We start from the raw sequence: 22193 nt of genomic DNA on the forward strand, positions 1-22193 counted from the left end.
GGCCGGCCGACGAGATCATGCCGCTGCTCCGCACCGCCGCCGACGCCGCGCTCCTCGGCTTCACCAGAGCCGACCTGCTCGAGCAGGCCGAGGCCATCAGCACCGGCGCACCGTACGAGCTCCGCGTCTGCGTCACCGGGTAGAGCTGGCGGGTGCGATCAGCCGCGCAGCGGCACGCTCGGTTCCTCCTCGGCCAGCGCCTCAGTCTGGCTGCTGCCCTCCACCTGCGGCCGCGGGCGCCCAGTAGCCGGGCCGCGCCCTGTAGCCGATGGTGAAGGTGTGGCGCATCGAGCGACCTCCCCGAGGGTCAGAACCCGCCGGCTGCACTCCCCGCAAAGACGTCCACGCGTCGGCGTAGCACCGGCGCCGCCTCGACGGGCACATCGCGTCGGTGACGCCCTGGCACCCTGGGCAACAGCACTGACGGCCATCGCGGCAGCGATCGGCCTGTTCTTCAGCGCCCTGGTGGCGTCGTCGAGCGTAGACGCGACACGCAGGCAGCTGGACCAGGACGAGCGGCAGCAGGCTGGGCGGGTCGGCTACTGGGCCGAGTCAGCCGGCGAGCTTGCCGAGACCGTCATCATCGTGAACCGCTCGCTGGATCCCGTGACCAACGTCGAGCTGTGGTGGTACGCGCCGGACGCGAACATCGACCCGGCCAAGCATGAATGGGTCTTCATGGCCTTCGAGACCATCCCACCCTGCACCCGAATGGTCTTCGATCACCGCGCCATCGACGAATTCCTTCTGAGCCACTTCGGGATCGAGCAGGGCGGGGCCCCGGTCCGGGCGATCCAGTTCATCGACAGCGACGGGCGGCAGTGGTTGCGCGACCCGACGGTGCTTCGTACGGCCGAGTACGAAAGGGACGATGGCGAGTACGTCGGTGATGCTCCTGCTCGCCAGGAGCCTGCCGAGCACTGCGACAAATGATCATCTTCTCGTGACAGCGCAGGACATATCCCTCGGCAGCCGCCGCCGCCGCATAACGGCAACCACAGCGGTGCGCCGTACAAGCTCCCCATCCGCGTCACCAGGCAGCCGAAGAAGGCGTGCGATCACGGGCCAGGTCTGCCTAGCCTGGGAGCTGTAGGGTCCCGTCGTTTCTGGCATAGCGCAGCACGCTGACCAGCAAGTCTCTGGGTTGCCTCGCAGTGCGGGTCGACGTCCTTGTCTCAAATCCGTGGCACTTCCTCAGGGCAGCGCTGGAAGATGTAGGTGTGCAGCTCTCCCACGTCTATCGCGTCACCAAGTACGACCCCGCAGACCGTGACGATCACGGGCACTACACCGGTGCCGAGGACGTCACCAGCGATCACGGCAAGGTCGAGGCGGCCTATCTTCAGGCGGTTCAGGCGTTCGCCGCGGATACAGGCGTCGACCGTCTGTCTGTGCGCGAGCCGGAGGTCTCGTCGTTCGTCCATTTCGGCGTCGAACCGCCTCTGGATGGCTTCGGTCTCGGCACGCTCCTTCCGGGCGGTCTTGCCGACTTCCACGACGGAGCAGAGGTGCCGCTGGACACCGGGTTGGAGCTGGTGCGGCTCATGCTGCGGGACAGTGGGGCCTGGTGCCGGCTGGAGGCTGAGGGGGCGTTCGCCGTGCACGTCGGATGGGACCAGTACGTCTACATCGGCAGCAGTCAGCCCTGTCATGTGGCCCTTGCCTGCACCCGCGAGCTCGGACTGTTCCCGGAACGCCTGGACGCATCCCCCTACGACTTCGAGCCCGACGAGGACGGCGTTCGACGGCCGGGCGACAACGCATTCTGGGACGGCCTGCACAGGGCAGTTGCCAGCGGCCGCGCGGGACTTCTGGAAGAGATCTACGTCCAGAACGCCTCACGATGGCATCGCCTCACCAGCGGCACCATCGATACGGTTCGCGCCGCCCTCGCTCCTCGCGCGCGTCTGGCCGTGTGGCCAGACCTCTCCTCAGACACCGCCACCGTCCTCGACGCCCTCCCCACCGAGGGCCTCGTCGAAGGCGTCTGGCAGGACACAGACGGCCAGATCCACAGCGCTGTCGCTGACGAAGACGATTTCCCGGAGCTGGCTGCCCGAATCGCCGGTGCGCATGCTGCAGCGCTTCTGCCCATCTACGCCGAAGAACGCATCCCCCTGCTCTCCGCTGTCATGCCTGACAGAGACGGAGTCATGCGCGCCCGCTGGCAGGCCGAACCATCACTCAACGACACGGCTCAGGAACTCTGACACCCGAACGTGGACACGCTGAGGCAACCGCGCACCAGATGGCCGCGATGCCGGAGAAGAACACTCTGAGGAAGGCCACGGCCCAGAAGACCATGGCGAAGAAGACGACCCGCCGGAAGACCGCCTGACCCGTTCGGGTCGTGTCCTCGGGGTGCTGCCAGGGACGATCTCCCTGTGGAGACTGATGAGCCGGTGATCGGTGACTACCCGGACGCAGACGAGCCCCGACTGCCCCTGCTGACCGCGGCAGAGGCCCCGGACGCGATCGGGTACATGCGGCTGCTGGAGACACTCAACCTCACACCCCGCCGGCTCCCCACGGACTAGGTTCTGTCCGGTCGATCACGTGCGGAGCCAGACGAGTGTTGCTGCGACGGTCGCGGTGCCCAGGTAAACGTAGGCGCGCTTGTCGTATCGGGTGGCCACGGCCCGGTAGTTCTTAAGCTTGTTGATCGCTCGCTCCACGGTGTTGCGCTTCTTGTACAGCTCCGTGTCGAAGCCGGGCGGGCGACCTCCCGCTCGACCCCGGCCTTTGCGATGCCCGACCTGGTCGCTCTTCTCGGGGATGACGTGCCGGATGCCGCGCTGTCGCAGGTAGCGGCGGGTTCGGCGGTTGCTGTACGCCCTGTCCACGCTCACGCTGTCCGGCGTGGTCCGCGGGCGCCCCGGACCGAGGCGGCGGGGTACCCGGATTCGCTCCATGACCGGCTCGAACTGGGTGCAGTCCGCCCGCTGGCCCGGGGTCAGAAGCAACGACAAGATGCGGCAGCGACCATCGGCACTCAGGTGAATCTTGGTGGTGAACCCTCCCCGGGAACGGCCGAGCGCCTCACCTCGCGCACCACCTCCGCCAGCCGGATGCGCAACCTGCCCCCCACCTTGCCTCTCTGGTGTGCCACCGCCCGCGCCCCCTTTGACGTGGCAGGAGGCGGGGCCTTGCGGGCGCCGGCCGCATGCTGGTGAGCGCGGATCGACGTCGAGTCCACCGAGACGTCCCTGTCGATACCACCGACAGCATCGGCCTGCGCCTGCACCTGCTGGAGCAGCCGCTCCCACGTCCCGTCGGCGGACCAGCGCCGATGGCGCTCGTAGACGGTCTTCCATGGCCCATAGCGTTCCGGCAGGTCACGCCACTGCACCCCGGTCCGCACCCGGTGCAGAATCCCGTTGACCACTTGCCGGTGATCACGCCACCGCCCGCAGCGGTTATTACCCGTCGGCAGGAGCGGCCCAAGACGTCGCCACTCCGCCTCTGTCAGATCCCCCCCGACCGGTCATCAAGAGCCAACGAAGTAGTGGACGGCATAGACACGGTCAGCATCTGCGATGCCACCACGCCAACTCCGGATCTGCCATGGGCTCGTGATGCGTTCGCCTGAGCAGCACCTCATCCAGACTCTCGACCCGTACCTGGAGCTCGGCAGCGGCGCTCGGCGGCAGCATGAGCAGAGCTTCTTGCAGCTTGTCCCGAGCCCAGCCCTCACCACAGCACGGGCAGGTGAACTCGGCCTCCCAGAGCCTCCAGCGGCGCTTGGTGCCGTGGACGCGGACAGACCACAAGCTCAGTGCAACCGACACGATGCCTGGGGTCAGTCGCTCCCGTTCGAGCGTGCGGACGGCCGCATTTGCTGCCCCCGACAGTCTTGGGACATCGCGATAGCGCACCCAGGGCCGTCCCCATCCGCGTTCACGCGGTCGAAGTGAAGCTGGCGTTCTACGCGGCACGACCCCTTCGGACATCAGTCATGAACAGCATCTTCCCACAGCCCAAGATCGGCCGGACAGGACCTAGGCACAGCCCACCCCGCGCCCGACCGCCCTTGAGTCCGCTCCCCCGACCGATGCACCCCGCCGAGTGGCTCGCCCGCCGGCCCGGCCCCGAGGCGTCGCACGCCTAGGTACAGCCCGCCCCGCGCCCGACCGCCCTCGAATCCGCTCCCCCGGCCGATGCGCCCCGCCGAGTGGCTCGCCGGCCGGCCCGGCCCCGGAGCGTCACACGCCTAAGATCACCGGGACGAGGGACCGCGGACGAGACACGAAAAGAGGCAGCTGACATGGCGGACGAGCGCGTGTACCTGGTGACCGGGGGCGGCACGGGGATCGGGGCAGCGACCGCGCATGCATTGACCCGGGCCGGACACAAGGTGGCAGTGTCAGGGCGCCGCCCCGAGCCGCTGCGCCTGGTCGCCGAAGAGACCGGCGCCCTGCCCGTACCGTCGGACATCGGTGACCCCACCGCGGTGACCTCGCTCGTCGACACGGTAGTCGGCACCTATGGCCGTCTCGACGGACTGGTACTCAACGCCGGCATCGGGCGGGGCGGCGGAGTGGGAGAGGTGACCCTGGAAGACTGGGACGAGGTCATGCGAACCAACCTCACCGGTCCCTTCCTGCTGCTACGCGCCGCGCTCCCCCACCTGCTCCACGCCCGCGGCGCGGTAGTCGCAGTGGCCTCGGTGTCCGCCCTGCGCAACGGCGTCGGGAACGCCGCCTACGCCACCTCCAAAGCAGCACTGCTCCAAATGTGCCGCTCGCTCGCGGTCGACTACGGAGGCACCGGGTTGCGCGCCAACACCGTCTGCCCAAGCTGGGTACGCACCGACATGGCCGACCGCCGAATGAACCGGTTCGCCGACGAGGCAGGCCTGGAAGGGAACAGCCTGGAAGCGGCATACGAGGAAGTGACCCGAGTCCTGCCCGCCGGGCGGCCCGGCGAACCCCAAGAAGTCGCCGAGGCCATCACCTGGCTACTGTCACCCGCCGCCTCGTTCGTCAACGGTGCGGTACTCACCATCGACGGCGGCGCGACCGCACTCGACCCCGGCACCCTCGGCTTCGACTTCCGGATGGAGCCACGCACCCCACGGACCTGACCGACAGCCACGACCGAAGGTGACCGGCCACGTTCAACCGACCGCCCACCCCACACAGCCGGGGACAGCCGCGGTCATCCCGCACGATCAGGGACGGTCACAGTCATCCCGCACGATCAGGGACGACCCACGACGCGCCACTGGTGACGGACACACGCACCGGACGACAGTTCAGACCGTGGAACACACCGTGCTCCGGCTGACGAACCCGCTGATTCCCGCAATCGCGGACACCGCAGCAAGCAGCTCAAACACTCACATGCCGGTACGGACATCCCGCAGGCACGGGGCGAAGCCCGACTTTGCCGCTTCACAGGGGTGCCCTCCGGGCCATCCCCGCGGGCGCGGGGGCGACCTCGTGCTCGACGAGGCGAGCGCGATCAAGGGTCTTCTCCTGACGGAGCTGGTGGATACTGTGCGCACGCTCGAACCATCCCGCGGGCACAGGGGCGACGACCCAGCAGATCGAGCGGGACGAGATGGGGTAGGACTATCCCCGCAGGCGCAGGGGCGACTGTCTATTCAGCGCGTCGATCCGGGGCGCGCGGGCAGGGTCGTCGTGAGTGAGGCAGCGCTCGATCGCGTCGAGAATCCCCTGGCCATCGGTGCGTAACTCATGGTGACCACCCTGGTGTCGAAGGAGACGGCGGACGAACCCGTTAGGGCTGCGTCCCTCCTCCTCCCAGTCTGCGCGTCCTGCCCCGTGACCACGGAGGGGCCGGCCCCAGCGCGGGCCGGCCCTTTGTCGGTGTCCGGGGAGCGGGTGCGGGTGCGGGGCTAGAAGCCCTTCACCACCCAGTCCTGGACGTCAGGGGTGGGGCTGCCCTGAGTCCACAGGGTCAGCCAGACTCCGTTGCCGAAGGAGTTGCCCTTCGGCGTGATCGCCTTGCCGTAGGCGTTCACGGCGCTGCCGTCGGCCGAGGGGGAGAACCGCTGGACGTCGCTGGAGGGGTTGCACGTCCACAGGGTCAGGAGCGCGCCGTTGGTGTTCGCGCCGTTCGCCTCGGGGGTGATGCACTTGCCGCTCGCCTTGTGGACGATCAGGCCGTTGTCGTACTTCCAGCGCTGGGCGTCCGCTCCCGTGCAGGTCCACACCGTGACCGGCGTGCCGTTGGCGGTGCCGTTGCCCTGGGGTGTCGCGCAGACGGAGCCCGCCTGGTGGAAGTTGGTGAGCCAGCTCCAGCCGTCGACGGGCTTGCCGGCGTCGGGCTCGATGTTGAACACGACTCTGCGCGGTCCGCTGGAGTCCACGAGCGCTTCGTTGGCGCCCCAGAGCCGCTTGGCGAGGGGGTCCCAGGAGAGGCCCTGGGTCAGCTGCGGCGCCTGGGTGAGGACGTGTGGCGCTTCGCCGGGCTTGGCCACGTGGATGCAGGAGTAGAGCTCGGTGCCGCCCGGCCAGTACGTCGGGCACGTGCCGCTCATGTAGTAGTTGGTGCCGTCCGTGGCCGTGCCCTGGATGCCCCAGACGGGCGAGGAGTAGCCCGTGGTCTCCGAGGCCACCGTGGTGGGAAGGCCGGTGCCGAGGGCCGACAGGGGCCAGCGGACGATGCGGGCGCCCGCGCCGTTGCGGTTCTCCACCGAGACCAGGGCCGGCGTCGCGCCAGAACGGTCGACGCTGAGGCTGCTCAGGCACAGCTCGCTGTTGAGGCTCGGACCGCAGGCGCGGGGGCTGTTGTTGAGCCAGGCCGTAGAGACGTTGTCGACCGCGGCGGTGCTGATGGTGCTGTAGCGGGCGACGAGCGGCATCGCCCAGAGGTGGAACCGGGCGGAGGTCTTGCCCGCGTTCAGGCGGGTGAAGGCGCTCGTGGTGTCGTTCATGCGCCACATGCGGGTCAGGTCGAAGACCTGGAGTTCCGCGCCGTTGGCGACGAACAGCCGGTTGCCGTACCAGGCGACGCCGTCCGAGTGCGAGGTGTACTCAAGGGGCTTGAAGTTGCCGTTGACCGGCTCCACGAGCGCGATGTGCCCGTACTTGACCTGGCCGCCGGTCGACTCCGTGATGGTGACCCGCGCATAGTCCTCGACGGTCTCCGACGGCTTCCGGTCCTTGACCCACGTGCCGTGGTACCAGGCAGTGGCGGTGAGGGAGCGCCCCGCATACAGCCCGTCGGCAGTGGCGCCATGCGAACCCGCGAAGCCCTGCGGCATCCAGCCGCCGCCGCCCTCCGCGTAGTTGGACCGGTCGTCCTCGTCGTCCCAGCAGAACCCGTCGGGCTTGAGGGCGCCGTTCAGTCCGGTGGCGTGACAGAGCCCCGGACGTCCCGTACGGGTGCCCAGGACATCGGTGACGGACGCCTTGGCTACTCCGGCGGCCTCGGCGGAGTCGATGAGGCCCGTCTTGTCCCCGTCCACGCGGGTGAGCTTGAAGTTCGCGGTGAACGGTTCCAGACCTGAGGCGGCCTGGGCGGGCTGGGCGGGAAGCAGGACCGAGGCGGCCACGGCCGCGCCGAGTGCGAGCTGAGCGAGGCGATTTCTTCGCCCGAACATGAGTTTCATTCGGGCAGGCTAAGTACCTCCGCTCGCCCATGATCATCTTCTTCACCGGGTCTTCACGCAGGTCACAGGGTCTGCGCAGGCGCCGCGTTGAATGTCCGGCAGTACCTCCAACGAGCGGAAGCGGCCGTTGGCAGATCGACCATCCAGCGTCGGATTCCATGTCGCCGCTCAGCGGAAGAGATTGATCCAGCTCAAAGCCCCCAGATTCGTCCGAGGAGGTCACCACGAAGCTCCGCCGCGGCCTCACCGCCGAACTAGTGCTGTGACTGCATACGTTCACCGGGTTGGTGATCCCTGACGTCAGGAGCTGAACTCCTAGATCGACACGAGCCACCAGGTATTCATGGCCCCTCCTACAGGCCGAACAAGCGACTCAGGGCGGCGGTCACCCAAGCATGAGTTGGCCCCAGGGGGTACTGCCGGGGGCCGTCGGCTCACTGATCCGCAGGGCTCAGCTGACCGGTCCCGTCATCGCGTGCGGCCCTACCGCCGGTTCGAGCAGCGACAACGTCCGCTGCTGCGCATCGAGGCCGACGCGGATGCCAACCGGCATCGGCAGATTCGGGCCGGCATGCCCGAACTCGACGTTGCCCAGGACCGGGATGTCACGGTCACCGAGGACGTCGAGGACGATCTCGGGCAGAGCAGGGGACGCGCCGGGCTCGAGTCCACTGATCTCACGCGGAACGCCCACGACCATGCCGGAGATCCGATCGAGGATGCCGCAGTGCCGCATCACCTGCAGATAGCTCCACACGTGCGATGCCAGGCCGCCCGTCTCCTCCCAGAACAGCACAGCACCGTCGAACCATTCGAGCGGCAGCGCGAAACGCGTCGCCTGCGCCAGCACGATGCGATTGATCACCCCTCCGATCAGCCGACCTTCGACACGACCAGGACGCCAGCACTCCCACGACGGACTCGCAGGCAGCGCACCGATCGCCTCGGTAGCGGTCAGCAACCTGGAGTAGAGCTTCTCGAGTTCCGCTTGGCGCGCCACGGGCGCAGACACCCAGTGTCCGCCGAAGCCAGGGACGGCCATGTCGGCATGGAACCCGACCAGACCCGTGCGCGAATAGAGCACCAGATGCAGCAGCGAGATGTCGCTGTAGCCGAGGATCGGCTTGGGGTCGGCCCTGATCGCCTCGACGTCGATCAGGTCAAGGTAACCGAGCGCGGTCTGGCCGCCGTCACTCGCAACGATCGCGCGCACCTCAGGATCTTGCAGAAGACCATTGAGCTCCCCGGCGATCTCCGCCGGCGTGGCCGCGCTCCACCAATGGCGGCGTCCTGCTGCGAGTAGCGGAGCCCGACGCACGCGAAATCCCATCCGCTCGAGCACGACCACCGTCTGCTCGACGTTGGGTTCGCAAGCGGCTGGCAGCGGACCGGACAACGATGCGATGACAACGAGATCTCCGGGCCTCAGGGCACGCGGCCGAAGCAGTCGAGGCAGTGCAGGACTGGACATGGCGTCAGTGTCGCCGGTGCCATCGGCAGGGTCACGCGACTTTCGCCGGCCGTCCACCCCAGCACAGGCCCTCCTCGCTACGGATGCGGGCTCGCTCGCAGCGCTGGGCCGCGAGGACATCTGGACGGCGGGCATTGGTGTTGCGCCAGCACAGGTAGGCGTGCTGGCTTTATTCACGGGTTGTGGGTTCTGGCACAGATCTTGGGGAATGGCCACAGATGGTGACAGGGTCGTTCGATGGAAAACGGCCATGAGCCCGGATGCTTGACTGCAACGTGGTCACCAAGTCGCGGTCGTCGAGCGCCTACGGCGCCGTGTGCCCCTGCACTATTCGGGGTGAAGAACGCAGCGGATCCCGGTCAGGCTCTCGTTCAGCTCGCGAGCTCCCAGGGCGACGCGTTCGTCTGGATCCCGCGTCAGCTCCTCGCAGAGCCGCACCGCGTCGTCGCGGTCGCTGGCGTAGATGGCAAATGCATCGCGGACCGCGGTGTGGATCCAATCGCCATGGTTCGGGCTGGCGACTGCCAGCGCGGACGCGATAATCAGCAGTCCGGCCCTGTCCTGCCGTCGAAGCAAGGCTTCTGCGGTCACCCGTGTGACAAAGGTGTTTTCGCGGTCGAGCACCAGCTCCAGCAGCGGATCGACAGCCTCCTCCATCTCGGCAAAGCTCGCCAGACCGCGACCGGCGTCCGCCCGGTCCCCAGAGTCGCTGCTTCGCCCGAGCTCGCCAAGGGCCACGACAGCAGCACGCCGCAGGGCACTGTTCACCAGCTTGCCCACCCCTCCCGCAAATTTCGGCAAAAGTAGCACCACGGTCCCCGCGGCCGCTCGGGGGCCTCCAAGGCGACTGCCCACCGCCAGTGGGGGAAACTCACCCGGCCCACGAAAACGACCTCCAACCGGCTCCGTACTCACTGGTCAGCCCCACTCACGAACCCCCGAGTGGGCACCCTGTCGGGATCTGGGCGACCGGCTTCGAAGACGTCGACCAGCGGCAGAGCAACACCTCCGCGAGGAGCTACTGAAGCAAGATCATTTTTCGGAGCAGTTCAAATCCGGCTCGACCGTAGAGCTGTCGCTTGATCTCCTTGATCCGGTTCACGGCGCACTCGATGCTGCCCGAGCTCCAGTCCAGGGTGAGCCCGGCTGTCACGGCGTCAAGGTCCCGGAGCAGGTGGAGTGCGAAGCCGGTGAGCCCGGGCAGCTGGCTGGCCTCGACCGCGTCGATCCAGGTGGGAAGTGTGGCGCCGAGGCGGCCGGTGAGTATCTCGCCGAAGGCGCGGACATGCCCGGCGGCCGTGTCCAGTTCGGGGCAGCGTGCCAGGACATCCTTGAGGCCGGCGCGGTCGTCCTCGCTCAGCGCGGTGGGGTGCCGGGTGAGCCAGCCGGTCACCTGGCGCACCGTCGGGGGCCGGGGCGGCGCGTCGGCCGGAGCCCCGCGGAGGGTGGCGATGTGGGCGCGGACCATTTGGTAGGTGACGGGTGCGTTGTCGGCGACGAGTTCATTGTGGAGGTGGGTGACGCTGGTGCATCCCGCGGCGAATCGGCGCTCCAGGTAGGGCTTGCAGGGGTCCAGCCTGCTGGATCGGGGCCGGCTGTCGCGGATGGTGTCCTGCCAGCGTGCGGCGTTCGCGTACCGGAGCACGGTGTTGAGGCCCCAGCCCAGGTGTCGGGCAATCGCCCGACGTGAGTGACCTTGAGCAAGAAGCTTGTGGACCAGGGCGTGTGCTGCCTTCTTCCGCTCGGCCCGCCGGCCGGCTGGTACCGAGTCGTCCTGCGGCCGGCCGGAAGCCAGTCGGGTGGCCTCCGGCAGCATGCCGCTGGGCGAAGAATTGCTCAGACAGTCGCGATGGGCGGCGACGCAGGTCTCCACGGCTCGGCCGAGGCCCTGCCACAGATGGAACCGGTCAGCGACCTGCAGAGCATCGGGGCACCGCGCCGGGCGCCCTCGGCATAGGCTCCCGCTCGGTCCCGGCAGATAATCTCCACGCCGGGGTGACGGACCAGCCACACGGCCAGCGGCCCGGCTTCACGCGTCGGGAGCCATCGACCACACGATGGTCTTCGACGCTGGTCAAGACGGTGGAGTAGGTCTGGCCGCGACGGATCGCGAAGTCGTCCACGCCCAGCACACGCGGAGTACTGAACTGCGGATCAGGCAGTGCCATGACCCTGCGTAACAAGGTCATCCGTCCCGCGCCGAACCCCAGCTGGGCAGCCAGCCGAGCGCCTGCCCGCCCGGCCAGCGCGAGCCCCACTCGCTCCAAGGCTCGGTTAAGCCGAGTCGTGAACCTTGCGTGCGGGGCGGCCAGCCGGGAGAACGGCTCGGCGAACGTCCGGCGCGGGCAGTCCGCCGTTCCGCAGATGAAGCGCCGGACCGTCAGCCGGATCTCAAAGCCCTGCTCAGCGAGCGGAAGGTCCTTCAGCTTGCGCTGGTAACGGTTGTGGACCCGGTCCGAGAAGCGACCGCAGTCCGGACATGCAGCCCCGGCGGCACGGCCTCTCGCCACCACCTCGACCGTGCCGAACGCGGCCGTAGCCGTCTCGACATCCACATCGTCGATCCCGTTGAACACCAGCGAGTCCCAGAACGGTGCATCGGTCTGCATGAACAGCACCATCGCCATCCACAACCGCCCGCAGCAGCGGCCGGCAGACACCTGAGGGAGCGTCAATTCAGACCGTTGGACGACAAGGCGTACGCCGTCTCACACGAACCCGCCTCCTCACAATCGAACATCTAGGTCACCCTCCGCGACCGCTCCCCAAGATCTGTGCCAGAACCCAATTCTCGTGAACATTCGCGGGCGTCAAGATCCGCAAGTGCTGCCCAAACCGGCGGACAAACGCTGCCCCTAGAAGGGTTCTGGCTCGCTTTCCGTGATGTGTGCACGCTGAGTTACGACTGGTGCTCCGATCGGGCTTCGGGAAGTTGCCCGAAAATGTTCAGGGCCGATCTTGGCGTGGTCGACAGTGCGGCGTCGTGGAAGAAACGTCGCCCCGCCTTGAGGGCCTGCTGTTACCGTCCATCGCGGACGTGTCGGTGCTGTCGCTGAACGTGAGTCACGAGGCGATACGCATCGACCTGTGCAGTACGGCGGCCGGGGCGGCATGCCCGGACTGTGGGAGCGAGTCAACCCGGGTGCACAGCTCTTACCTGCGGTTTCCTGCAGACGTGCCGAGTGGGGGACGTCTGGTGATCATCCGACTGCGAGTTCGACGGTTCTTCTGTCCGGAGTCGTCCTGTGCTCGGCGGACGTTCGCTGAGCAACTGCCGGGACTGACCCGGCGGCACAGCCGGTGGACCGAGCGGTTGCGGTCGACTCTCGCCGCGGTAGGTCTCGCCCTCGCCGGCCGCGCTGGCGCCCGGATGGCACGGGCCTTTGGGGTGCCCATCAGCCGCAGCGCGGTGTTGCGGCTGCTCGAAGCTTTACCCGAACCGGATGTCCCGACCCCGCGGGTGGTTGGTGTCGATGAGTACGCCACACGCAAAGGGCGGGTCTACGGCACGGTGCTCGTCGACGTCGAGACCCGCCGGCCGGTGGATCTGCTGCCTGACCGGGAGGCGTCCAGCCTGGCCGCATGGCTGGCGAAGCGACCCGGCATCGAGATCGTCTGCCGGGACCGCGCACCGTTCTTCGCGGAAGGCGCCACAGCCGGGGCGCCCCAGGCGACGCAGGTCGCCGACCGCTGGCATCTGTGGCACAACCTCGGGGAAGCCGCCGAGCGGGCTGTCGCCCGCCACCGCCAGTGCCTTCGCATCCTGGTCCCCGATCGCGAGGGGAAGGCCGAACCGCCGGCACCGGCCGAGGAGAAGGCGGATTCGCCATGGCGGAGCGAGCGATTCGCCAACCGCGTCCGAGCCAGGCACGCCACGGTCCACGCACTGCTGGAAGCCGGCCACAGCCGCCGCTCCATCGGGCGTCAGCTCCAGATGACCCACCGCACCGTCAAAAGCCTCGCCGAAGCCGCGAAGCCGGAAGACCTCTTCCACGGCCAGTGGCAGCACAACCGGACCTCCGTCCTCGACGAGTACAAGCCCTACCTGGACGAACGTTGGGACGAGGGCTGCACCAACGCCTGGAAGCTCTGGGAAGAGATCGTTCCCTTGGGCTATCGCGGCAGCTACGGCCGGGTCAGCGCCTACCTGCGAGAGAAGCGCACCTCGCCACGGCCGGTCACCGCGCAACCGCCTGCACCCCGCGTGGTGACGAGATGGATTCTCAGCCGACCCGAGAAGCTGACCGAGATCGAACAGCTCCGCCTCAAGGCCGTCCTGGCCAACTGCCCCGAACTCGATGCCCTGACCAGTCATGTCCGGTCTTTCGCCCAGATGCTCACCGAGCGCCAGGGTGAACGGCTGCCGCAGTGGCTCGACGCTGTCCGCCAAGACGACCTGCCCAGCCTCCACACTCTCGCGGCCGGCATCGACCGAGACCGCGACGCCGTCATCGCCGGACTGACCCTGCCCTGGAACTCCGGCGTCGTTGAGGGACACGTCAACCGGATCAAGATGCTCAAGCGCCAGATGTTCGGCCGGGCCGGCTTCGCGCTGCTGCGCAAGCGAGTCCTGTTGGCTCACTGATCGATGTCAGAAGCGCGCGATAGCTTCCCGACATGGGTGTTTATCTGGTGAGCGTCGGCGCGGAGGAATGGTTCGGTGACGAGGAAGACGGATGGGGTGAAGTTGCTTCGGGGCTCGATGCTGAACTCAGGCGGCGGGGCATGCCGCCCTACGAGGATGTCCCCGCAGAGACGGACTTCGCCCCTGGCTCAGGGCAAGCTTTCGAGGAAAAGCTGACCCCCGATATGACCGGGTTCCTCGCCTTGTGTCAGACGCATCTGTCACGAGAGGAATCGGAGATCCTCTGCGGCTGGACCGTGCTCGTGCCCTTCTCCCTAGATGAGGAGATCTGGTTGCCCATCGAGTCCGACGACCACGAGTCCATGGTGGCCGGCGCTCCTCAGGTACTACCGCTCGCCGAGAAGCTGGCGGCAGCCATCGATCTGCCAGCCGAAACCCCGGCGACGTGCGACAACCTCGACCTGAGCACGTGGTTCAGGCACCAAGCAAAGGAACTGGCCGCTGGTCGAACAGGATCGTGGACCAAGGACCTGGATACAGCCTTCTACGTCGCACTGTTCCTGCGCGCTGCACAGCACTCGATCCGGCGCGGCTGCCCCATCGTCTGCACCTGAGACCCACCTTCGGTCCCACTGGTCTCCCAGCGAACATCACCCACCGTGCACGCGTCACGGAAAGCGAGCCAGAACCCCTAGAAGTGAACAAAGCCACCATGACGTCGTTGCGTGCGTACCAGGTGCGGGTGCAGGTTTCGTCGCCGGCGGACGACCAGTCGCCGTGGTTGTCCGCGCTGATGGCCATGCCATAGCCGTCGTAGGCGGTGCTGACGGCCGTGGTGCGCCACTTCTTCGCGGCGGTCAGGTAGGTGTTGGTGTAGGTCCGTGCGGTGCGGATGTAGCCGGCGGTGATGTGGGCGTAGGACTTCTGTTGGCTGGCGGTCTGCTTGTACCAGAGGTCGTTGACCTGGTTGCCGACTACGGTGGTGCCGTTTGTAGGTGATCTGCTGGCGGAGTCTGCCTGCGTACTGTTCGCTGTCGGTGAGGTCGCCGACGGTGACTTCGTCGCCGGTGCTGCCTGCGATGTTGTCGATGTCGATGCCGGAGACGGTGACGCTCTTGGTCAGCGGGTTGCCGCCTGCGTCCTTGGCCAGGCTTCGGTCGCCGTGCATGCCCTGCATGTACAGGCTGACGGTCTTGGAGCGGGTGTCGCCGACTGATCCGGATCCCCACAGCATCACCCAGACCTGCCCTTCGCGTGAAAGGCCTCTGGCCCCGAGACCGCCGGTCCGTACCTCGATCACGGACCGGCCACACCCCGTGCCTCACCCCGCCTCAGCCGCGCGAGGAGGGGCTGGCTACGTAGCTCGCAACCGAGAACGTTTGTTGTCGGTTTCCAAGAACGCTCCCTGGCCGCAGCCGTTCGCGATGTCGGCCAGAAGGAGGAGCGCCAGATCGAGCAGACAGTGCCGCTTGCCCCTCCGGGCCAGGGGCCTATTCCTCCGGCAGTCGCGCCATGTCGGACACGGGCCCGAGATGGCCGAGCTTGTCGGGATTTGATACGGAGCGGAGCGCCCGGATGACGCCGTCGGTGATGTCCAGCTCGATCACCGACGCCACTCGCCCTTCGGCGTCGTACGTCACCGCGCCCGGCCGGCCGTTGATCAACGCCGGCCGGAGGGTGGCGCCAAGCGTCAGAACCCGTCGGATTCCGCCGACGAGCAGCTGGCCGACGCGCCGCGGGTCGGTCACCGGGTTCCTGGTCGCCCGCGCCTTGCCGCCGCCGTCGCCGTGGAACACCACGTCAGGCGCGAGCATGCCGAGCAGCGCCTCCAGGTCGCCGCCTTCCGCGGCCTCGAAGAACTTGCGGGCGAGCTTCTGGCCCTCTGCCCGCCGCGCCGGGGTCGGTGTGCTGCCGACGTCCTGTCCTCCGGCGACGATGCGCTTCTTGGCGCGGGCGAAGATCTGCCGGCAGTTCGCCTCGGACTTGCCGGTGGCCCTCGCCACATCCGGATAGCCGTACCCGAACACCTCACGCAGCACGAACACCGCCCGCTCCACTGGGGAGAGGACCTCCAGCAGTACGAGGAATGCCATCGACAGCGAGTCGGCCAGCTCGGCGTGCTCAGCCGGTCCGGGCCGGTCGGTGGTCACGACGACCGGTTCGGGCAGCCAGTTCCCCACGTAGGTCTCGCGTCGTACGCGTGCCGAACTCAGGTGGTTGATTCCCAGCCGCGTCACCGCCGTGGTCAGGTACGCCTTCGGAGCGTCGATCACGGTCCCAGCCTGGTGCGCCCGGGTCAGGCCGAGGAAGGCGTCCTGCACGATGTCCTCGGCGTCGCCAACCGATCCGGTCATCCCGTAGGCGATGGAGAACATCAACGGCCGGTAGCCGGCCTCGTCCAGCACACCCGTTGATCCCAGCACAGAACCCTCCCCCGACTCGTATATCGCGGCAATAGGGCGAGCCTGCCTCCGCCTGCCCGTTCCAAGATCCACACGACGTTCAGCAGGTTATCCGAGGCCTCGGACCACCCGCCGCCGTGGAGACGCAGGTCACATCCACCCCTGTCACAGCTCGCGGGGGTGCCATGTCTTAGAGGGGCGACAGGGAACAACAACGAAGGAATCCACGATGAACGCTCGTCTGAACGTCTTTGCCAGCCCGGTCGCCGCCAAGGCGTGGAAGCACATCATCGCGGCGAGCAACGCGCTCGGGGACTCGACCCTGCCGGCCGCAACCCGCGAACTGGTGATGCTCCGGGCCAGCCAGATCAACGGCTGCGCCGGATGCATCGACATGCACACCAAAGACGCCGCAGCCGCCGGTGAGACCGCGGTACGCCTCCACCTGGTCGCGGCCTGGCGGGAGGCCACCGTCTTCACCGATGCCGAACGCGCCGCTCTGGAACTGGCCGAAGAAGCCACCCGCATCGCCGACGCCGCCGGTGGCGTCCCCGACGAGGTGTGGGCAAACGCCGCCAAGCACTACGACGAGGAGCAGCTCGCCGCCCTGGTGACCCAGATAGCCCTCATCAACGCCTTCAACCGCCTGAACGTCACCGTCCAGCAGCCCGCCGGCCACTACCAGCCCGGCCAGCACTGACAGCCGCCCGGACAGCCACTCCGGCTGCCGACGCTTCCTACCCTTCTACAAGGAGAACCCCATGAACCTCGCGCTGTGGATCGTCACCGGACTGCTGGCCGTTGCCTACCTGGCGGGCGGTGCGTTCAAGCTGGTCACACCGAAGGAGAAGATTGCCTCCAGCGGGCCCAGCGCGAGGTGGGTCGACGACTTCAGCGGCAGCGGTGTCAAGGCGATTGGAGCCCTTGAGGTCCTGGCTGCGGTCGGCCTGGTCCTGCCCGCCGTGCTCGACATTGCGCCGGTTCTGGTGCCCCTGGCCGCCCTCGGTCTGGTGCTGCTCATGCTCGGCGCGACCGTCACCCGCATCCGGCGTCACGAGACCAACTACATGGTCGTGGACCTCGTCTACATAGTCCTGGCCGGTTTCGTAGTGTGGGGCCGCTTCGGCCCCGAGTCCTTCATGAGCTGACCGGTGCGGTCTCCGGCCACACCCCCACGGCGTTCAGCTGGTTCACACGCAGCGGGGCAGAGATGCTCCACGAGTCCGCCGCACGGGCCGACGAGGTGCTGTGCCTGAACGTGGAAGACCTCTATCCGCAGGACAAGCGGGGGAAGATCACGGCCAAGGGCGGGGCGACCGAGTGGATTCACTGGCAGTCCGGCACCGCCCAGCTCCTGCCCCGCCTCATCGCCCGCCGCACCCGCGGCCCGCTGTTTCTCACCGACCGCAAGGCTCCGGCCCGGAACACCGACGCTCGACGTGTGCCCGGAGACCGGCCGGGCCCGGCTCTCCTACCGCCGCGCTCGAGATCGACAAGGGGCCCGTCGTCTATCACATCCGCCCGACTGAAGCGCCGGGCACCGAGATGGCCGGGGAGATCAGTGCCCTGGAGGCGCAACTCGATGCCGCCGGCTTCGAGGTCGTCCGATCTGGAAGTGTGCGGACCGCGCCGAGTGGCCAAGGGCGCCTGCGGCGTCGCTGCGCGATGGGCTTCGCCCACCCTGGACAACTCGTCCCGATCCGAGGCTCGGCGGGCTATCGGATGGCCCCGGACGAGTGACGTCCGGCTTCTTGCACTGCGGCTTACACGGGGTTCTGCAGCCCGCCGTCGGTCAGCGCCCGGCGGGCCTCTTCGCGGCTGAGCGGTTTGCGGTGGGGTGGGGCGAGGCGGCAGTCGCCGATGTGGACGCTGTCCGCGACCGGCAGCCCGCCCTCACGCAGGAATGACAGGACCCAGCCGGGCCCTTCCGGGAGCTGCCGTATGGGGCGCAGTGCGGCCTCGCGCCGCGCTGGCACTCACGCCGGCGCGAGTACCGAATCCTGACGTTCAGTTACTATGCACAAACGCAGTGTAACTATTTGTGAATGGGGAAAGCCATGCCACCGGTTGCCACGGTCAACGACGTATGCCTGGACGAATACCAGGCCCTGAAGCTCCGCAAGAAGCACAAGTACGTCGTCTTCAACCTCAACGACGACAACACGGAGATCGTCGTCGAGAGGGTCTCCAGCTCGGAGAGCTACGACGACTTCATCGCGGATCTCCCGGAGGCGGAATGCCGCTGGGCCGTCTACGACTTCGAGTTCGAGCAGGAGGGCGCCGGGAAGCAGGAGAAGCTCACCTTCATCTCGTGGGCCCCGGACACGGCCAATGCCGAGCAGAAGACGCTCTTCGCTGCCTCCAAAAACGAGCTCCGACGCTCACTGAACGGCATCGCGGTGGAGATCGAGGGGACCGATCACAGCGAGGTCGGCTACGAGTCGCTCCTCGACATGGCGAAGCAAAGGAAGTGACCTGGCACCCCGCTCACCGTCCGGCGCCCCACTGAGGTAGCGAGCCCTAGGGACGTGTCGCCCCGGCGCCAGGTATGGCCGGCTGCATGGTCCTGGTGCCCGACGGTGGGCGGATGCCGACCTTCGGCCGCGTACGCGGCGTCCTCGGCGGCTTCACGGGCCTGACGCCCGTTCTCGGAGCGCTTCCGCATCCGCATCTGCGCGCTGCACGCCGCCGCCAGGTCCGACAGGTCCCGTACTTCGTCCTCGCTCCACACCCGGGGCGAAGGGTCCATCACGGCAAGGACGCCCAGGACCTCGCCTGAACCTCCGATGAGAGGCACACCGGCGAACGCGAAAGCCGCCACGCCGTCCTCGGCGCGTGCGAGGAACTGGGAAAATCCGCTCTCCGCGACCCGCCGACAGCACTCCAGCACCTCCGGGGCGGGAACCCTTTCGGGCGGCCAGCACTCGGGGAGCGCCCCTGCGGCCTCGCCGGCGGGCTCCAGCCAGACGAGCCCGAGCGGGACCGCCAGGACACGGGTGGCGAGCCGGGCGAACCGATTCAAGCGTGCCCTCCCAACAATCCTGTGCGGAGCAAGGCGCAACGTGCTTGCCGCAACCAGGCCGTGGGGCCTTTCGCCTCGGGCCCATTTTAGGTGGGAGAGCGCCGTGAAGCGCGTATACCTCTGAAGCCGACGGGCGTCGGGAGCATCGGTACAGCAGTTGACACGAGAACGATCATGCTCAGCCAGGAGCTGCCCAACGGATCCTCGCTAGTGCACCCGTCGACCTGTTCCCATCGAGGAGCCGGTGCAGTGTGCCCACGCTCGCAGGCGTGCACACCTTTTGGGGCAAATGCACCCACCTTCGCATGAAACCGGATTACTGATTACTTTCCGTAACGTTTCTGCTTCTTAGGGTGCGGTTCGGGGTGAGTCGTTCGGCGAACCCCCACACCTCCTCCAAGGAGTCAACTGATCATGACCACCCCTGTCGTCGACATCTGGGGCCCTGCCGCTCCAGGAGCTCGAGCCGAAATCTCCGCCGCGCCGGCGCCTCACGATGAGTGGGAGCTCCCTGGCGGGAAGGCCTGGGTCTTCTACAGCCCGCTGAACCGCAGGCAGCTCATCCGGCCGGTCATCCTCTCCGACGGCTTCGCCGGCGGGCCGAGCAGCCTGGACCGGCTCTGGGCGGGCCTGGAGGAGAACGGTGACTACCGCTTCGTCTCCGAGCTCCACGCAGCCGGGCGGGACGTGATCATCCTGGGCTACGACGATCGGGCGGCATCGATCACGGCAAACGCGGACACCGTCATCGACTGCATTTGCCGGGCCCTTTCCGAGCGGGTGGGACGGTCGAAGCTGGTCGTGGGCGGGTTCAGCATGGGCGGGCTCGTCACCCGCTACGCGCTGGCGAAGATGGAGCTGGACCCCGCCCTCCCGGACCACGAGACGTCCCTGTACCTCTCCTACGACACCCCGCACCGAGGCGCGTGGCTGCCTGTCTCCCTGCAGGCGTTCACCCACTTCGCGGCGGACAACTGGGGAGAGGTCCCCCTCGTGGGGGAGAAGCTGCGCCAGTTCTCGGCGCTGCTCAACAGCCCCGCCGCACGGCAGATGGCGCGCTGGCACCTGGAGAAGGCCAGCGGCACTGTGAAGGAAGCTCCCGAGCGGGTCGAGTTCCTCCAGGAGCTCGAAGAGCTCGGCAGCTGGCCTCGGTCCGTCCGCAAGATCGGCGTCGCCAACGGTGTGGACACCGGCAACGGCAACGGCATCAAGCCCGACGTGACCGCTGTGCGGGCCGACGGTGAAACGCTCGTCGACACATGGCTCAAAACCCAGGCCACCGGCGACCAGGAAGTCGCCCGTCTGCAGAAGAAGGGCGGCGAGGCGGTCTCGGTCCGCACCAGCGGACTGCCCGACATCGACGGCGCCCCCGGCGGCTTGTTCACCGCCCCCTCCGAGCAGGGCGACCCCGGCAGCTTCGGCCTCGTCGCGCTCCTCGGTAGGCTGCTCGGCAACACCGTGGACCCGGACGTCATCACCACGTCCTGCTTCATTCCGGCCATCAGCGCCCTCGCCGTCGGCGACATCAGCGACCCGAAGGCGCTCTACCAGCCGATCACGCCGGACAGCAGCGAGCTCGACGCCTTCGTGGCCGCCGGCCGCAACGAGGGCCACACCACCATGACCGAAGAACTCGGCGCATGGATCGTGAACGAGATCGTCGCCAGCAGCTGACCCCTCCGGGGGCGGACGGGGCGAACTCACACAAGCCCGCCCGCCCCCGGCCTCCCGGCGAGCCTCGCTCGTGGTGCAGGAGGACGGCCCTCAGCCGAGGAACACGATGGCCGCACTACGGCTTCGGGGGACATCGGTACAGCACCGATGTCCCCCGAGAACGGTTCAGCAGATACCGGCAGCTGAGCACCCTGGGCTATGGCGGCGAGGGGGATGGCGGGGTTGGCGACGGAGAGGTCGGGGCTGTGGTGTTCGCCGAGGCCGAAGACGTCGAGTGGGAGAGCGCCGTAAAGCCCGTATGCGCCTGATTGCCGAGGTGGCGGTGACAGCGCCGGCCTTAGAAGCTCGGCCCCGCCTATTGGAGGCTCCACCGGTGCGGGTGCCCGGGCTCGATGGGGCAGGCGAAGATGTTCAGCAGGCCGTCTCGGCCGATCCGTGAGCTGCGCGGGGCGGCTGTCCCGAAGGTGCTCGGCGACATCCCGCTCTTCGACAGGCATCCAGCTGCCGTTGGCGCCGCCCCACTCGTGGCTGTCGACGGTCAGCAGGAGGACCATCGGGGCGGCACAGGCTTCGCAGATCATCGGGTGGGGGTCGGTCGTGCGCCAGGAGGGGAATCCACCCACCCGGCAGCCCTGGGGAATCGACAGGTCATGGTGGTAAGTGACCAGCTCGTCGTCCAGACCGCGCTTCTCCGCCTTGCACTCCTCCGCACGCTCCCAGGCGTCGACCCTTCTCCACAGCCTGGCCGGCAGCGAGCCGGCGTACGGGTAGGTGACGACCTGTTCGGGGTGCAGCACGCATGGCTCGGCGACCGCGCCCTCGAAGCCGACCAGCGCCGGCTGTGGCGGAGCGTCCAGGGGCACAGCGACCAGGTCGGAGCGGCGCCAGCGCACGTGCGGGGCCAAGCCGTAGCGGCTCGGGCCATGCGCCTCGAACGGGCACCAGAGGACCTGGAGCAGATCGCAGCCGCCCGGGCCCGGCGGAAGGCCGGGCACGTCCCGCCGGTACAGCTGGACCAAGCCGATCAGCGGGATCGGATCGGGGTCGGCGACGTCCGGGTCGCGGTGCCTGCGACCGAGCTCCGTGAGCAGGACCCGTTCCTCGTCGCTGGGTCGGCCACGGGCCCAGGCGTCCGCGAGCAGCTGTCGCCCGCGATGGATGTCCGCGACGCGGTACCCGCGGCTGCGTTTGTGTGGCTCGGTGCAGACTGGCCACGGTTCGTCGGCCGGCCACAGCAGAGGACCGCCGACCGAGCTGACCGACGCGTCCGGACGCCCCGGCCGCGGGTGCAGACGCGTCGTCACACCACGAAACGCCCCCAACTTCGGGAAGAGCTCCTCGACGTGCACGGGGCGCGGTGGCGTGGTTCTGGTCATGGCGGAAACACTAAGTGGCCAACTCCGAAAGTCCTTCGGGGCTTGACGCGATTGGTGTGGCTGTGTGGGGCACGGCAAGCTGGG

The 22193-nt window shown here is 67.9% G+C and carries 20 protein-coding genes and 3 pseudogenes; 10 read left to right on the forward strand and 13 right to left on the reverse strand.

Features of this window, described 5'->3' with window-relative positions; genetic code table 11:
* Positions 1 to 279: 279 nt before the first annotated feature.
* The 3 genes from E0F75_RS00005 (at position 280) to E0F75_RS00015 (ending at position 2537) form a co-directional block, all read left to right on the forward strand.
* A complete protein-coding gene (locus E0F75_RS00005) occupies positions 280 to 933 on the forward strand; it encodes a hypothetical protein (RefSeq protein WP_187620370.1) in 654 nt (217 codons plus the stop codon).
* A 287-nt stretch (positions 934 to 1220) separates the two neighbouring features.
* Positions 1221 to 2210 (forward strand): RNA-binding protein, encoded by a 990-nt coding sequence (locus tag E0F75_RS00010; protein ID WP_187620371.1) that lies wholly within the window; start codon positions 1221 to 1223, stop codon positions 2208 to 2210.
* 174 nt (positions 2211 to 2384) lie between these two features.
* Positions 2385 to 2537, forward strand: a complete 153-nt coding sequence (locus tag E0F75_RS00015; RefSeq protein WP_187620372.1) for a hypothetical protein — start codon at positions 2385 to 2387, stop codon at positions 2535 to 2537.
* Between the two features lie 15 nt (positions 2538 to 2552).
* Here the strand turns inward: E0F75_RS00015 and E0F75_RS00020 are convergent.
* Positions 2553 to 3469, reverse strand: a pseudogene (locus tag E0F75_RS00020) (IS5 family transposase).
* Positions 3470 to 4264: 795 nt separating this feature from the next.
* On the opposite strand from E0F75_RS00020, the gene E0F75_RS00025 reads away from it, so the two are divergent.
* Positions 4265 to 5083 (forward strand): SDR family NAD(P)-dependent oxidoreductase, encoded by an 819-nt coding sequence (locus E0F75_RS00025; RefSeq protein WP_187620373.1) that lies wholly within the window; start codon positions 4265 to 4267, stop codon positions 5081 to 5083.
* A gap of 777 nt (positions 5084 to 5860) precedes the next feature.
* Here the strand turns inward: E0F75_RS00025 and E0F75_RS00030 are convergent.
* The 7 genes and pseudogenes from E0F75_RS00030 to E0F75_RS00055 form a co-directional block, all read right to left on the reverse strand.
* On the reverse strand, positions 5861 to 7579 hold the full coding sequence (locus tag E0F75_RS00030; RefSeq protein ID WP_187620374.1) for an RICIN domain-containing protein: 1719 nt from the start codon (positions 7577 to 7579) through the stop codon (positions 5861 to 5863).
* Between the two features lie 451 nt (positions 7580 to 8030).
* Positions 8031 to 9050 (reverse strand): LD-carboxypeptidase, encoded by a 1020-nt coding sequence (locus E0F75_RS00035; RefSeq protein ID WP_187620375.1) that lies wholly within the window; start codon positions 9048 to 9050, stop codon positions 8031 to 8033.
* 31 nt (positions 9051 to 9081) lie between these two features.
* Positions 9082 to 9213 (reverse strand): annotated as a pseudogene (locus tag E0F75_RS00040) (IS630 family transposase); the annotation flags it as partial.
* A gap of 164 nt (positions 9214 to 9377) precedes the next feature.
* Positions 9378 to 9830, reverse strand: a complete 453-nt coding sequence (locus tag E0F75_RS00045; RefSeq protein WP_229312380.1) for a hypothetical protein — start codon at positions 9828 to 9830, stop codon at positions 9378 to 9380.
* A gap of 238 nt (positions 9831 to 10068) precedes the next feature.
* Entirely contained in the window at positions 10069 to 10695 is a 627-nt protein-coding gene (locus E0F75_RS00050; RefSeq protein ID WP_229312381.1) for a transposase, read from the reverse strand.
* A gap of 39 nt (positions 10696 to 10734) precedes the next feature.
* Positions 10735 to 10866, reverse strand: a pseudogene (locus tag E0F75_RS40575) (hypothetical protein); the annotation flags it as partial.
* A gap of 91 nt (positions 10867 to 10957) precedes the next feature.
* Positions 10958 to 11677 carry a transposase family protein gene (locus tag E0F75_RS00055; protein WP_229312382.1) on the reverse strand — a complete coding sequence of 240 codons (720 nt, stop codon included), beginning with the start codon at positions 11675 to 11677 and terminating at the stop codon, positions 10958 to 10960.
* A gap of 431 nt (positions 11678 to 12108) precedes the next feature.
* Here E0F75_RS00055 and E0F75_RS00060 point away from each other — a divergent pair, with 431 nt between their 5' ends.
* Positions 12109 to 13635 carry an ISL3 family transposase gene (locus tag E0F75_RS00060; RefSeq protein WP_308189540.1) on the forward strand — a complete coding sequence of 509 codons (1527 nt, stop codon included), beginning with the start codon at positions 12109 to 12111 and terminating at the stop codon, positions 13633 to 13635.
* Positions 13636 to 13667: 32 nt separating this feature from the next.
* Entirely contained in the window at positions 13668 to 14249 is a 582-nt protein-coding gene (locus tag E0F75_RS00065; RefSeq protein ID WP_187620376.1) for a hypothetical protein, read from the forward strand.
* Between the two features lie 77 nt (positions 14250 to 14326).
* Here E0F75_RS00065 and E0F75_RS00070 read toward each other — a convergent pair whose 3' ends face one another.
* Together E0F75_RS00070 and sigJ are read right to left on the reverse strand one after the other, a co-directional pair.
* The gene (locus E0F75_RS00070) at positions 14327 to 14935 is read right to left on the reverse strand and encodes a hypothetical protein (protein ID WP_187620377.1); all 609 of its coding nucleotides are present in this window, start codon (positions 14933 to 14935) and stop codon (positions 14327 to 14329) included.
* A gap of 190 nt (positions 14936 to 15125) precedes the next feature.
* The gene (gene sigJ / locus E0F75_RS00075; protein WP_187620965.1) at positions 15126 to 16010 is read right to left on the reverse strand and encodes an RNA polymerase sigma factor SigJ; all 885 of its coding nucleotides are present in this window, start codon (positions 16008 to 16010) and stop codon (positions 15126 to 15128) included.
* 256 nt (positions 16011 to 16266) lie between these two features.
* Between sigJ and E0F75_RS00080 the strand changes: the two genes are divergently transcribed.
* On the forward strand, positions 16267 to 16737 hold the full coding sequence (locus tag E0F75_RS00080) for a carboxymuconolactone decarboxylase family protein (RefSeq protein WP_187620378.1): 471 nt from the start codon (positions 16267 to 16269) through the stop codon (positions 16735 to 16737).
* Positions 16738 to 16798: 61 nt separating this feature from the next.
* Positions 16799 to 17185 carry a DoxX family protein gene (locus tag E0F75_RS00085; RefSeq protein WP_187620379.1) on the forward strand — a complete coding sequence of 129 codons (387 nt, stop codon included), beginning with the start codon at positions 16799 to 16801 and terminating at the stop codon, positions 17183 to 17185.
* 615 nt (positions 17186 to 17800) lie between these two features.
* Here E0F75_RS00085 and E0F75_RS00090 read toward each other — a convergent pair.
* Positions 17801 to 18013 (reverse strand): DUF6233 domain-containing protein, encoded by a 213-nt coding sequence (locus E0F75_RS00090; RefSeq protein WP_187620380.1) that lies wholly within the window; start codon positions 18011 to 18013, stop codon positions 17801 to 17803.
* A gap of 81 nt (positions 18014 to 18094) precedes the next feature.
* Here E0F75_RS00090 and E0F75_RS00095 point away from each other — a divergent pair, with 81 nt between their 5' ends.
* Entirely contained in the window at positions 18095 to 18511 is a 417-nt protein-coding gene (locus tag E0F75_RS00095; RefSeq protein ID WP_187620381.1) for an actin depolymerization factor/cofilin-like domain-containing protein, read from the forward strand.
* Here E0F75_RS00095 and E0F75_RS40580 read toward each other — a convergent pair.
* A complete protein-coding gene (locus E0F75_RS40580) occupies positions 18472 to 19098 on the reverse strand; it encodes a GAF domain-containing protein (protein WP_374115347.1) in 627 nt (208 codons plus the stop codon). The genes E0F75_RS00095 and E0F75_RS40580 overlap by 40 nt on opposite strands.
* A gap of 375 nt (positions 19099 to 19473) precedes the next feature.
* Here E0F75_RS40580 and E0F75_RS00105 point away from each other — a divergent pair, with 375 nt between their 5' ends.
* Complete coding sequence (locus E0F75_RS00105) at positions 19474 to 20733, forward strand: triacylglycerol lipase (protein WP_187620383.1); 1260 nt, start codon at positions 19474 to 19476, stop codon at positions 20731 to 20733.
* A 26-nt stretch (positions 20734 to 20759) separates the two neighbouring features.
* Here the strand turns inward: E0F75_RS00105 and E0F75_RS00110 are convergent, their stop codons facing one another.
* Positions 20760 to 22109, reverse strand: coding sequence for a hypothetical protein (locus E0F75_RS00110; RefSeq protein WP_229312385.1), 1350 nt, complete (start codon positions 22107 to 22109; stop codon positions 20760 to 20762).
* Positions 22110 to 22193: the final 84 nt, after the last annotated feature.

Origin of the sequence: Streptomyces sp. CB02980, assembly GCF_014451325.2 — a bacterium.
In the GTDB taxonomy this organism is placed as follows: domain Bacteria; phylum Actinomycetota; class Actinomycetes; order Streptomycetales; family Streptomycetaceae; genus Streptomyces.